Genomic DNA, 12,176 nt, shown 5'->3' on the forward strand with positions numbered 1-12,176 from the left:
GGTTTCCAAATAGAGAAGATCGGGTAGACCATGAGCACCACGGATGGCAGTACAACCGGTAGCGAAGTAGCGGCAGGCACGGCGGCACACATCGGTACGCAAGCCGATACACGGGGCGAGACATCGCCCAACCCATCGCCCACCCCATCGCCCAACGCCCAGCGCGACGCGCTGCGCGCGACGCAGGCATCCACCCATCGGATCATCGTCGTTGGCGGCGGGGCCGGCGGGCTCGAACTCGTGACCCGGCTCGGCGACAAGCTGGGCAAACGCGGCCAGGCCCAGGTGGTGCTGGTGGACCGCTCGCCCACGCACATCTGGAAGCCGCTGCTGCACGAAGTCGCCGCCGGCAGCATGGATCCCAACACCCACCAGCTCGAGTACGTCGCGCAGGCGCGGTGGCACCACTTCGAGTTCCAGCAGGGCGAACTGACGGGCGTCGATCGGGCGCGCAAGGTCATCCAGGTGGCCGCGTGCGTCGATCTGGATGGCACGGAGCTGCTGCCCGCACGCGAACTCCCCTATGACACGCTGGTCCTGGCCATCGGCTGCGTCACGCACTTCTTCAACGTGCCCGGCGCGGCCGAGCATGCGATCGCGCTTGATACCGTCGAGCAGGCGGAGCGCTTCCGCCGCAAGCTGATTGCCGCGTGCGTGCGCGCCCAGAACGGGCGGGGCCGCACCGGCGAGGACGGCCGGCCGCGCGTGGACGTGGCGATCATCGGCGCCGGCGCCACGGGCGTGGAACTGTCCGCCGAGCTGCGCAACACCGCGCACGTGCTCAACGCCTACGGCCTGCACCAGTTGGACCCGCGCCGCGACGTGCGCATCCACGTGATCGAAGCCGGCCCGCGCATCCTGCCGGCGCTGTCCGAGCGCGTTTCCGCCGAGACCACCAAGCTGCTGCGCAAGCTCGACGTGGACGTGCTGACCGCCGAGCGCGTGACGCAGGTCACCGACGACGCCGTGCTCACCGCCAGCGACAAGCGCATCGACGCCGACCTGACGGTCTGGGCGGCCGGCATCACCGCGCCGGGTGTCCTCCGCACGCTCGGGCTGCCGGTCAGCAAGCAGGGCCAGATCGTGGTCGGTCCCACGCTGCAAACCGAGGCCGATCCGGACATCTTCGCGTTCGGCGACTGCGCCAGCTGCCCGTGGCCGGAGAAGCAGACCGCCGTGCCGCCGCGCGCGCAGGCGGCGCACCAGCAGGCCACCTTCCTCTATGACGCGATCCGCGCACGCATGGACGGCAAGCCGCTGCCGAAGTTCGGGTTCAAGGACTTCGGCTCGCTGGTGTCCCTGGGGCACTTCAGCGCGGTCGGCAGCCTGATGGGTGGGCTGATTGGTGGGTCGATGTTTATCGAGGGGCTGATGGCACGCTTCATGTACACCTCGCTGTACCGGATGCACGTGCTGGCGCTCCACGGCGCCATCGGCATGGGGCTCGATACGGTGACGCACTGGCTGCGCAGCAAGACCAGCCCGCGCGTAAAGCTGCACTGAGGCACTGAGGGGAGGGGGCGCACGGGGCGGCAAAGTGCGCTTAGAATCGCTGGCGTTGCGTGAGCATCGTATGCGTTACGCCAGCGAACCCAAGGAGCCCGCCCCATGTTGCAGCCTGAAGTGGAAAGCCTCGTCCCCGGCCAGACGTTCGATCGCCGGCGTTTCGTCAAGACCGCGCTGGGCTCCGCCTTTGCGGCGGCGGCCCTGCCGGTGGCGGCCGAAACCATCAAGACCGACTTCAATGGCCTGACCGCCGGCGAAGTGACCATCCCGTCCGGCGGCTTCAACATGCCCGCCTACCGCGCCCAGCCCGAAGGCAAGACCAACCTGCCCGTGGTGCTCGTGATCAGCGAGATCTTCGGGGTGCATGAACACATTGCAGACATTTGCCGACGCTTCGCCAAGCTCGGCTACCTGGCCATCGCGCCGGAACTGTTCGCGCGGCAGGGCGACCCGGGCAGCTTCGGCACGATCCAGGAATTGCAGACCAACGTCATCGCCAAGGTGCCGGACGCGCAGGTCATGGGCGACCTGGACGCCGCCAGCACCTGGGCCGGCGCCCATGGCGGCGACCTGAACCGGCTCGGCATCACCGGTTTCTGCTGGGGTGGACGCGTCACATGGCTCTACACCGCCCACAGCCCCCGGGTGAAGGCCGGCGTGGCCTGGTACGGCCAACTGGTGGGTGAGCCGACGCCGCTCAAGCCGCGCAGCGCGCTGGAGAGCGTCAACCAGCTCCACGCGCCCGTGCTGGGACTGTACGGCGGCAAGGACACCGGCATCACGCAGGAGCACGTCGCGAAGATGAAGGCCGCGCTGGCAGCATCGCCCGATGCCAATGCGAAGGCCTCGACCTTCGTGGTCTATCCCGAGGCCGGCCATGCCTTCAATGCCGATTACCGATCCAGCTACGTGGAAGCCGCCGCCAAGGATGGCTGGCAGCGCTGCCTCGCCTGGCTGAAGGCGAACAAGGTCGCCTGAGCCGGGGAGGGCGATTGACCCCGCGCTGAGTCGGACCATTGCGGACATTGCAAAGTCGGTGCGGACATACGTACAATGCGGCTTTCCAGTTTTTGCAACCTTGTTGCGTTAATCGGTATGCGGGCGGCCTGACCGTCGCATACCGGGCGCCGGGAGCCCATCATCCATTCCACGCTTCTGTACATCCTGCTGGCGGCGACCATTTCGGGCGTCGGGAGCATTCTCGGGGCGGCGCTGCTGTCGCTGACCGTGGCCTCGCGCGTGGTCGACCGCATGGTGAGCTTCTCGGTAGGGGTGCTGCTGGCCACGGCGCTGCTTCACTCGCTGCCCGAGGCGTTCGAGTCCGGCGCAGACCCGCGTGCGCTGTTCGGCACATTACTGGCTGGCCTGCTGGGCTTCTTCCTGCTGGAGAAGATCTCGCTGCTGCGCCACTCGCACCACCATGAGGGCGATGGGCACCACCATCATCACGGCCACGACCGCGAGGAAGCGGGCCGCAGCGGCCTGACCATCCTCGTCGGCGACACCTTCCACAACTTTGCCGATGGCATCGTGATTGCCGCTGCCTTCCTGGCCGATCCCAAGATCGGCGTGGTGACGGCGCTGGCGATTGCCGCGCATGAGATTCCGCAGGAAGTCGGCGATTTCATCGTGCTGCTCAACGCGGGGTTCTCGAAGGCGCGCGCCTTTGCATTCAACCTGTTGTCGAGCCTGGCGGCCGTGGTCGGCGGCGTGGTGGGATATTTCCTGCTGGACCAGCTGAGCGGCTGGATTCCGTACGTGCTCGTGATTGCATCGAGCAGCTTCGTCTACATCGCCGTGAGCGACCTGATGCCGCAGATGCAGCGCCGGCCGCGCCTCAAGGAATCGGCGGTGCAGGTGGTGCTGGTGGCGGCGGGCATCGCGGCGATCGTGTTCATCACGAACGGCGTGCGCGAGGAACACGACCACCACCGTGGGGCGAAGACGGAGGCGGCGTCGCGCTGACGCCGCTTCGCGCCTGGGGATTCAGGCCCCAGTCGCCACCGGCCGCTTCGGGTCGGCGCACCACTCGCTCCACGACCCCGGATAGAGCGCCGCGCCGGTCAGCCCGGCCACTTCCATCGCCAGCAGGTTGTGGCAGGCGGTCACGCCGGAGCCGCACTGCATCACCGTATCGGCCGGCGCCTTGCCGGCAAACACCTGGCCGAACTCCGCACGCAGCGTCTCCGCCGGCTTGAAATGGCCGTCCGCGGCGAGGTTGTCCTTGAAGAAGCGATTCACCGCACCGGGAATATGGCCGCCGACCGGGTCGAGCGTCTCGTTCTCGCCGCGGAAGCGGTCGGCGGCGCGGGCATCCACGACCAGCCGCGCGGGGCTGGCGAGATTGGCCAGCAGCGCCTCGGCATCGACGGTCGGGACCAGCGACGCCTTGCGCGACAGGTCGCCGCCAGTGCCGTTATCAGTGTCCGTATCGGGCTCCGGGGTTGCCCCGCGCTCGAGCGGCAGCCCAGCCGCCACCCAGGCATTCTTCCCGCCATCGAGCACCGTCACGGCCCCATGGCCAATCCAGCGCATCAGCCACCAGAGCCGGGCCGCGAACATGCCGCCCTGGGCGTCATAGGCCACGACCAGCGAACCATCGTTCACGCCAAGCGCCCGTAGCCGCGCGGCGAACAACTCCGCATCGGGCAGCGGATGCCGGCCGTTGAAGCCGGTCTTGGGCCCGGACAGTTCGTTATCGAGATGGAGGTAGTAGGCCCCCGGCAGGTGCCCCTGGTGATAGGCCTCGCGCCCGGCGGCCGGGTCGGCGAGATCGAACGAGCAGTCGAACAGCACGACATCGTGGGTGCCCTGACTAAGCAGTTGGTTCAGCTCGGTGGCGGTGATCAGTGGAGTCGGCATTGCGGTGAGCATGGGGTTTGGCGATGGCCTCCATGCTACACCGGGGGATCGATCAGTGCGGTTTCGCGCGTCGGCGGAGCTTGCGCCGGAGGAACAGGCCAAGTGCCGTCAGGACGGCCACCGGCGGGAACGAGAGGATCAGGTAGTAGTAGGTCGTCAACGACTCGATGCCCCTTGGCTGATAGTCCCTTGTGAGCCAGTCGATGAAACGGCCCACTGACTCAGGGTATTCAGGGAAATAGTCGGGATAGCGGCTCCATACGAGCCCATGGATATGCGTGGCGACGACCAGCCAGATCACCAGCAGGACTGCATTGCGGAGCCGACTCATCTGACGACCACTTTCCCGTAAGCGAGGAGCGTTGTTCTCGGGATCAAACGTTTGTTCGAGGCCGTCAGCAAATGACGTAGGACGTGAAAGTCATTAGCACGATCGATCGTGATGAAGCCCTTGCTGATGCCACGTCTACCTTTTGGGTGCAATCTGAAGTTGCCTCGACGAACTTCATTGCAGAACGTCCAATCGTCCATGCGGCCATCGTCGGCGTACAGCGCGAACCAATCCGTTTGGCGTTCGTACCATTCGTAAAACCACCCCAGTCGACCGCCAGATTCACGATCAAGGATGTAGTACGTGCCTGGTGGAATGGGGCCATGGTCCGGAATACAGATGCTCGTTCGCTTGTTGATGTGGGGAGCTAGGCCAGAAAAGGCAGGAAACTCGGCACTTCCTGCACGGAAGGCACTCATCGGCTGGTCGTTCAACACAAAACTGCGCTGCTGCATGGCAAGGCTCCGTCGTCGCGTTCAGACGGGAGACTCTATCCATTCATCATCCGACGGATCTGACCCGCATCAAGGCGGGTCGGCCTTTCGGCGTTCTGCTACACCTCGGGATGGACTTCCGCCTCCGCCGATTTCACTGGCGTGGCCGGGGTCGGGTGCTTGTCGGTGTCACGGGCGCGGGTGAGGGTGGTGGCGATGCCGCTGGCGATGATCAGCACCATGCCGAGCCAGGAGATCCAGTTGAGCTTGTCGTCCCAGACCAGGATGCCCCAGAGGCTGGAGAACACGATGCCGGCGTATTGGAGGTTGGCGGTCAGCAGGGTGTTGCCGCGCTTGTAGGCGCGTGTCATCGAGGTTTGGCCCAGCGTGGCCAGGATGCCGATGGCGAGCAGCAGGCCGGCGCCGTGCCAGGTGTGGTGGCTGACGCCCGAGTAGAGCATCCAGACCAGCCCGCAGACCATGCCCACGCTCGAGAAGTAGAAGACGATGCGGCCCTCGGGCTCGCCGAGCTGGCCGAGCTGGCGCACCTCCACATAGGCCAGCGCCGTGAACACGCCAGAGATCAGTCCGATGAGGCCGCCGGTCAGCTGGTCCTTGCCGACCGACGGCTGCAGCAGGCACAGCACCCCGGCGAACGACAGCAGGATTGCGCCGATCAGCTTGCGGTCCGCGCCGCCCGCCGTGCCGGCCAGCGCCGCGCTGGCGCCCAGGATCAGGGCGATCCAGACCGGCGACATGTAGTTCAGCGTCATGGCCGTGGCCAGCGGCAGCAGCGTGATCGAGGTGAACCAGAGCAGCAGGGCGGTCACGCCGAACAGGCTGCGCTTGATGTGCGTGGCCATGTGCGGTGTGCGCACGGAGATGCCTTGCGAGCGCAGCATGATCCACATGATCGTCACGCCGATGATGCTGCGGTAGAAGACGATCTCGCCTGTGGTGTAGAACTCGGATGCCAGCTTGACGCCCACCCCCATCAAGGAAAAGGCGAAGGCGGCGAACAGCATCCAGAGCGATTGCATGGCGGGGGGCGAAAGAGGTGGAACGGCGGCCGGCCGGGCTTCGTGGTGGCCGGCGCAGCGCGGGAAAACCCCGATTCTAACAGTGGCCAGATGGCCACTCCAACGCAAAACGGACCGTTTGCACGGTCCGTTTCTGGCTGGCTACAGGGCTTGGGCGAATAGCGGGCGATAACCGACCACGGTGGTGGCCCGCCGGCGCCTCAGCCGGTGTACTGCATGGCTCCCCGATACCATTCGTGGAAGTGCTGCATGCCGTCTTCCATCGGCGACTGGTACGGACCGGTCTCGCTGACGCCGCGCTTCATCAGCGCCTGGCGGCCGGCGTCCATGCGCTCGGCGATCTCGTCGTCCTCGATGCACGTCTCCATATAGGCGGCGCGCTCGGCCTCGACGAACTCGCGCTCGAACAGCGCGATTTCCTCGGGGTAGTAGAACTCCACCACATTGCGGGTCTTGCGCGGACCCACCGGGTGCAGCGTCGAGATGACCAGCACGTTGGGGTACCACTCCACCATCACGTTGGGGTAGTAAGTCAGCCAGATCGCGCCGTGCTTGGGCAGCTTGCCGTTGTTGAAGCGCAACACCGCGTCGTGCCACTTTTGGTACGTCGGGCTACCCGGCCGCTTCAGGCCCTGGTGCAGGCCCACGGTCTGCACGCTGTGCCATTCGCCGAACTCCCAGGTCAGGTCGTCGCACGAGACAAAGCTGCCCAGTCCCGGGTGGAACGGCACGACGTGGTAGTCCTCCAGATAGACCTCGATGAAGGTCTTCCAGTTGTAGTCGCACTCGTGCACTTCCACGTGGTCGAGCATGTAGCCGTCGAAGTTCAGGTCCTCGGCCACCCCCATGCGCGCGAGGTCCGCGCGCACGTCGCGGGCGCCCTCGAACAGCAGGCCGTTCCAGTTCTGGAGCGGCGACCGGTTCAGGTGGACGCACGGCTGCTGCGCGAAATGCGGCGCGCCGAGCAGGTCACCCTTGAGGTCGTAGGTCCAGCGATGGAGCGGGCAGACGATGTTCTTGGCGTTGCCGCGGCCGTTCAGCATGATGGCCTGGCGGTGGCGGCAGACATTCGACAGCAGCTCGATACCTTCCGGATTGCGGACCAGCATGCGGCCCTCGTCCTCGGCGGCGAGCGTGTGGAAATCGCCCGTCTCCGGGACCATCAGCGTATGGCCGACGTATCCCGGGCCCTTCTTGAACAGCAGTTCCAGTTCTTGTTGATGCAGCGCCTCGTCAAAGTAGACATCCACGGGCAACTGCGAATCAGCCGGCGCCAGCTTGAGCGCGGTGCTGAGATTGGACATTATCCCCACTCCCTAGTAACAGGCGAAAGCAGTGAACAACCCAACCATCGAAATATGAGAAATCGATTTGGGAAACCCTGTCAGACGAGCCGGGCGCGGTCCGGTTCCCCGGCGGGACTGGCCGAAACTGAGTTCGGTGCAGGCGGGCACAGGGCGGGAGCGGCGTTACCACAAAGACACGCAAAAGCTGGCAACGGGCGGCCCTTGGCACGGCGTCGCCGATCTCGCTGACGAGGGCGGAATTGTACCCGAGCCGAAAAGTTAAGGGTCTGATTATTTTGCCTTTTTAGCGAAAAAGTCGACCCGGGTCGTCATGGAGGTGCCCTTTGGATCGCATTCGGAATGACGACCATAGCGCACAAGTCACTTCCATGAAATGGGGTGATCGATAGATAACATTTCGTGCGTGTACGCCACGTTGACGATACGTATCTGCGGCCAAGTCCGGGATTGGCGTAAAATCCCTAATTCCCCTGAACAAGGCCCGACATGCCAAAACCCACGACCACACCGGTCCAGCCTGACGACGCGCCCGCAGCCGGCGCGCAGCCAGCCTCTTACGAGGCCGCCATGGCGGAGCTGGAAACCCTAGTGGCCAGCATGGAAAGCGGCGAACTGCCCCTCGAGGCCTCTTTCACCGCGTACCGTCGCGGTGCCGAACTGGTGCGCTACTGCCAGCAGAGCCTGGAGCGGGTGGCGCAGCAGGTCAAAGTACTGGAAGGCGACGCGCTGAAGCCGCTGGCTGGCGAGTCCCGTCCCGATAACAACAGCAACGGCACAGATTTCGAATGAGCGATTTCGCTACCTGGATGCGGGCGCAGGGCGCCCGGACCGAGGCCGCCCTGGACTCGGCACTGCCGTCCACGGACACAATTCCACACACCTTGCACGAGGCCATGCGCTATGCTGTCCTCGGCGGTGGCAAGCGGGTACGCCCGCTGCTGGTACACGCGGCCGGTGAAGTGGCCGGTGCCACACCCGAGGCATGTGACGCGGCGGCCTGCGCGGTGGAGATGATCCACGCTTACTCGCTGGTCCACGACGACATGCCCTGCATGGACGATGACGACCTGCGGCGCGGGCGCCCCACAGTGCACAAGGCCTATGACGAGGCCACCGCGCTGCTCGTGGGTGACGCATTGCAGACCCAGGCGTTCATCCTGCTGGCCCGCACCCCGGCGCTGGCGCCCGAAGCGCGCCTGAAGCTGGTGGACGAGCTGGCCGTGGCCTCGGGCTCGGTCGGCATGGCCGGCGGGCAGGCCATCGACCTGCAGAACGTGGGCTTGGCGATGTCGCGCGACGCGCTGGAAGCCATGCACCGGATGAAGACCGGCGCCCTGCTGCGCGCGAGTGTGCGCATGGGAGCGTTGTGCGGAAGTATCGATCCCGCCGGCCTGGCCGCGCTGGACCGCTACGCGGCTGCCGTGGGATTGGCGTTCCAGGTGGTTGACGATATTCTGGACGTCACGGCCGATACGGCAACCCTCGGCAAGACCGCCGGCAAGGACGCCGCCAATGACAAGCCGACCTATGTGTCGCTGATGGGCCTCGATGCCGCGCGCGCGCTGGCTGCCCAGTTGCGCACCGATGCCCACGAGGCATTGGCGGGATTCGGCACCCGGGCAGGCCGGCTGGCCGAACTGGCCGACCTGATCGTGCTGCGCTCCAATTGAACTGACAAGCCGGACATAGAGAATCCGGCGGCCGAACGGACATCATGACCTACACGCTGCTCAACAAAATCGACGAACCCGCAGACCTGCGCAAGCTGGATCGACGCCAGCTCGACACGCTGGCTGACGAACTGCGCGCCTATGTGCTGGAATCGGTCTCCCAGACCGGCGGGCACCTGTCGTCCAACCTCGGCACGGTGGAGCTGACCATTGCGCTCCACTATGTGTTCGATACCCCGTCCGACCGCGTGGTCTGGGACGTGGGCCATCAGAGCTACCCTCACAAGATCCTGACCGGCCGCCGCGACCGCATGTCCACGCTGCGCCAGTACGGTGGCATCTCGGGCTTCCCGCGCCGCGCGGAGAGCGAGTTCGACACCTTTGGCACCGCCCACTCGTCCACCTCGATCTCGGCCGCGCTGGGCATGGCCCTGGGCGCCCGCACCAAGGGCGAGAAGCGCGTCGGCATCGCCGTGATCGGCGACGGCGCGATGACCGCCGGCATGGCCTTCGAAGCGATGAACAACGCCGGCGTCTACAAGGACCTGCCGCTGCTGGTGGTGCTGAACGACAACGACATGTCGATCTCGCCGCCGGTGGGCATGCTGAACCGCCACCTCGCGCGCCTGCTCTCCGGCCAGTTCTACGCGGCCACCAAGAAGGGCATCGAGCGCGTGCTGTCGGTGGCCCCGCCGGTGCTGGAATTCGCAAAACGGCTGGAAGAACATGCCAAGGGCATGGTCGTGCCGGCCACGCTGTTCGAGGAATTCGGCTTCGACTACATCGGCCCGATCGATGGTCACGACCTGAACTCGCTGGTGCCGACGCTGCAGAACATTCGCCAGCGCGCGCTGGAAGGCCACGGCCCGCAGTTCCTGCACGTGGTGACCAAGAAGGGCCAGGGCTACAAGCTGGCCGAGGCCGACCCGATCCTGTATCACGGCCCCGGCAAGTTCAATCCGGCCGAGGGCATCCGCCCGTCTGCCAAGCCGTCGCGCAAGACCTACACGCAGGTTTTCGGCGAATGGCTGTGCGACATGGCCGCCGCCGACAAGCGTGTGATCGGCGTGACGCCGGCCATGCGCGAGGGCTCGGGCATGGTCGAGTTCGAGAAGCGCTTCCCGGACCGCTACTACGACGTGGGCATCGCCGAGCAGCACGCGGTGACCTTTGCCGGTGGCCTGGCCTGCGAGGGACTGAAGCCGGTCGTGGCGATCTACTCGACCTTCCTGCAACGCGGCTATGACCAGCTGATCCACGACGTGGCGCTGCAGAACCTGCCCGTGGTGTTCGCGCTGGACCGCGCCGGCCTGGTGGGCGCCGATGGCGCCACGCACGCCGGTGCCTACGACATCGCCTACCTGCGCTGCATCCCCAACATGATGGTGATGACGCCGGCCGATGAGAACGAGTGCCGCCAGTTGCTGACCACGGCGTTCCAGCAGGATTGCCCGACTGCCGTGCGCTATCCGCGCGGCGCCGGCGCCGGCGTGGCTACCGAGGCCGCGCTGACCGCGCTGCCGGTAGGCAAGGGCGAGATGCGCCGCGAGGGCCATGCCCGCGCGGGCCAGCGCGTGGCGTTCCTGGCGTTTGGCTCGATGCTGCACCCGGCACTGGGCGCGGCCGAGGCACTGGACGCCTCCGTGGCCAACATGCGCTTCGTCAAGCCGCTGGACGTGGAGCTGGTGAAGTCGCTGGCCGCGAACCACGACTACCTCGTGACTGTGGAGGAGGGCAGCACGATGGGCGGCGCTGGCAGCGCGGTCCTGGAGGCGCTGGCCGAGGCTGGCATCGACATTCCGGTGCTGGTGCTGGGCCTGCCCGACAAGTTCATCGATCATGGCGATCCGGCGTTCCTGCTGTCGCAGTGCGGCCTCGACGCCGCCGGCATCGAGCGTTCGGTGCGCGAGCGTTTCGCCATCGCCGAGGCGCCCGTCAAGGTCGCCACGCCGCGCGTGGCCTGATCCGCACGGCAGTTCCAGGCAGTAAAAGCCGGCGCGGCCCATCCCGCGCCGGCTTCTTTTTTCACACTCGTTGCGCGGGGGATGACCGCCGCGACCGTAAAGGAAACCGTAGATGAACGACATCAATCCCGCCTTCGTCATGCCCGACGTGCAGTCGAGCGTGGACACCCGCCAGATCGTGATCCAGCGCGTGGGCGTCAAGGGCGTGCGCTATCCGCTCTCGCTGAAGACCCCGGCCGGCGTAGTGGCCACCGTGGGCACCTTCGATCTCGATGTACGCCTGCCGGCGGACCAGAAGGGCACGCATATGTCGCGCTTCGTGGCGCTGCTGGAGGACCACCGCGCCCCGCTCGACCTGGCCGCGTTCCGCACGCTGCTGGACGACATGCTGGTGCGCCTGGAAGCCGACGCCGGCCGCATCGAGGTCACGTTCCCGTATTTCATCTCGAAGACCGCGCCGGTGTCCGGCGTGGAATCGCTGATGGACTACGCGGTCACGCTGACGGGTGAGGTCCGCGACGGCCAATCGCGCCTGTGGTTGACCGCGCTGGTGCCGGTGACCAGCCTGTGCCCGTGCTCGAAGAAGATCTCGCAGTACGGCGCGCACAACCAGCGCTCGCATATCACGATGCGCGTGGAACTGGTCGGCGACCTGCCCGTGGAAGCGCTGGTGCGCATGGCCGAGGAAGAGGCGTCGTGCGAACTGTGGGGTCTGCTCAAGCGCCCGGACGAGAAGTTCGTGACCGAGCGCGCCTACGAGAACCCGAAGTTCGTCGAAGACCTCGTGCGAGACATCGCGATGCGGCTCAACGCCGATGCGCGGATCGTCGCGTACACGCTGGAAGCGGAGAATTTCGAGTCCATCCACAATCACAGCGCCTACGCCGTGATCGAGCACGACAAGCGGCAGCCCGCCTGAGCGCGTCGTCGCCAAGAAAAAAGCCACCCTCGGGTGGCTTTTTTACTCGTTGCACGGCGGATCAGAGGAGGTTCACCGCCGGCGTGCCTGCCAGCACCTCCGCCACCTTCATGCTGGCCGTAGCCGGCTGCCGATCGGACCTG

Annotated in this window: 12 protein-coding genes; 7 read left to right on the plus strand and 5 right to left on the minus strand. The window is 66.1% G+C overall.

Annotation, left to right across the window (positions count from 1 at the left end; all coding sequences use genetic code 11):
* Positions 1-30 precede the first annotated feature (30 nt).
* From AB4Z27_RS05490 to AB4Z27_RS05500, 3 genes are all read left to right on the plus strand, one after another.
* Positions 31-1,503 (plus strand): NAD(P)/FAD-dependent oxidoreductase, encoded by a 1,473-nt coding sequence (locus AB4Z27_RS05490; RefSeq protein WP_441644027.1) that lies wholly within the window; start codon positions 31-33, stop codon positions 1,501-1,503.
* Positions 1,504-1,608: 105 nt separating this feature from the next.
* Positions 1,609-2,484 (plus strand): dienelactone hydrolase family protein, encoded by an 876-nt coding sequence (locus tag AB4Z27_RS05495; protein ID WP_441590578.1) that lies wholly within the window; start codon positions 1,609-1,611, stop codon positions 2,482-2,484.
* 177 nt (positions 2,485-2,661) lie between these two features.
* Positions 2,662-3,471: a ZIP family metal transporter gene (locus AB4Z27_RS05500; RefSeq protein ID WP_255370686.1), complete on the plus strand. Its 810-nt coding sequence runs from the start codon at positions 2,662-2,664 to the stop codon at positions 3,469-3,471.
* Between the two features lie 21 nt (positions 3,472-3,492).
* Here AB4Z27_RS05500 and AB4Z27_RS05505 read toward each other — a convergent pair whose 3' ends face one another.
* The 5 genes from AB4Z27_RS05505 to AB4Z27_RS05525 form a co-directional block, all read right to left on the minus strand.
* Positions 3,493-4,368: a sulfurtransferase gene (locus AB4Z27_RS05505; protein WP_441644028.1), complete on the minus strand. Its 876-nt coding sequence runs from the start codon at positions 4,366-4,368 to the stop codon at positions 3,493-3,495.
* A 52-nt stretch (positions 4,369-4,420) separates the two neighbouring features.
* The gene (locus AB4Z27_RS05510) at positions 4,421-4,699 is read right to left on the minus strand and encodes a hypothetical protein (RefSeq protein ID WP_092290369.1); all 279 of its coding nucleotides are present in this window, start codon (positions 4,697-4,699) and stop codon (positions 4,421-4,423) included.
* Entirely contained in the window at positions 4,696-5,154 is a 459-nt protein-coding gene (locus AB4Z27_RS05515) for a DUF2778 domain-containing protein (protein WP_441644029.1), read from the minus strand. Before AB4Z27_RS05515 ends, AB4Z27_RS05510 begins: the two co-directional genes overlap by 4 nt.
* A gap of 98 nt (positions 5,155-5,252) precedes the next feature.
* On the minus strand, positions 5,253-6,173 hold the full coding sequence (locus tag AB4Z27_RS05520) for a DMT family transporter (RefSeq protein WP_092290365.1): 921 nt from the start codon (positions 6,171-6,173) through the stop codon (positions 5,253-5,255).
* A 200-nt stretch (positions 6,174-6,373) separates the two neighbouring features.
* Entirely contained in the window at positions 6,374-7,477 is a 1,104-nt protein-coding gene (locus AB4Z27_RS05525) for an aromatic ring-hydroxylating oxygenase subunit alpha (RefSeq protein ID WP_092290362.1), read from the minus strand.
* Between the two features lie 489 nt (positions 7,478-7,966).
* Between AB4Z27_RS05525 and AB4Z27_RS05530 the strand changes: the two genes are divergently transcribed.
* The 4 genes from AB4Z27_RS05530 (at position 7,967) to folE2 (ending at position 12,033) form a co-directional block, all read left to right on the plus strand.
* Complete coding sequence (locus tag AB4Z27_RS05530; RefSeq protein ID WP_092290360.1) at positions 7,967-8,269, plus strand: exodeoxyribonuclease VII small subunit; 303 nt, start codon at positions 7,967-7,969, stop codon at positions 8,267-8,269.
* The gene (locus tag AB4Z27_RS05535) at positions 8,266-9,150 is read left to right on the plus strand and encodes a polyprenyl synthetase family protein (RefSeq protein WP_092290358.1); all 885 of its coding nucleotides are present in this window, start codon (positions 8,266-8,268) and stop codon (positions 9,148-9,150) included. Before AB4Z27_RS05530 ends, AB4Z27_RS05535 begins: the two co-directional genes overlap by 4 nt.
* A gap of 44 nt (positions 9,151-9,194) precedes the next feature.
* The gene (dxs, locus tag AB4Z27_RS05540) at positions 9,195-11,114 is read left to right on the plus strand and encodes a 1-deoxy-D-xylulose-5-phosphate synthase (RefSeq protein WP_092290356.1); all 1,920 of its coding nucleotides are present in this window, start codon (positions 9,195-9,197) and stop codon (positions 11,112-11,114) included.
* Positions 11,115-11,226: 112 nt separating this feature from the next.
* Positions 11,227-12,033 (plus strand): GTP cyclohydrolase FolE2, encoded by an 807-nt coding sequence (folE2, locus tag AB4Z27_RS05545; protein WP_092290354.1) that lies wholly within the window; start codon positions 11,227-11,229, stop codon positions 12,031-12,033.
* The last annotated feature ends 143 nt before the right edge of the window (positions 12,034-12,176 follow it).

The sequence above is a fragment of the Cupriavidus sp. KB_39 genome, assembly GCF_052114485.1.
Taxonomy (GTDB): domain Bacteria; phylum Pseudomonadota; class Gammaproteobacteria; order Burkholderiales; family Burkholderiaceae; genus Cupriavidus.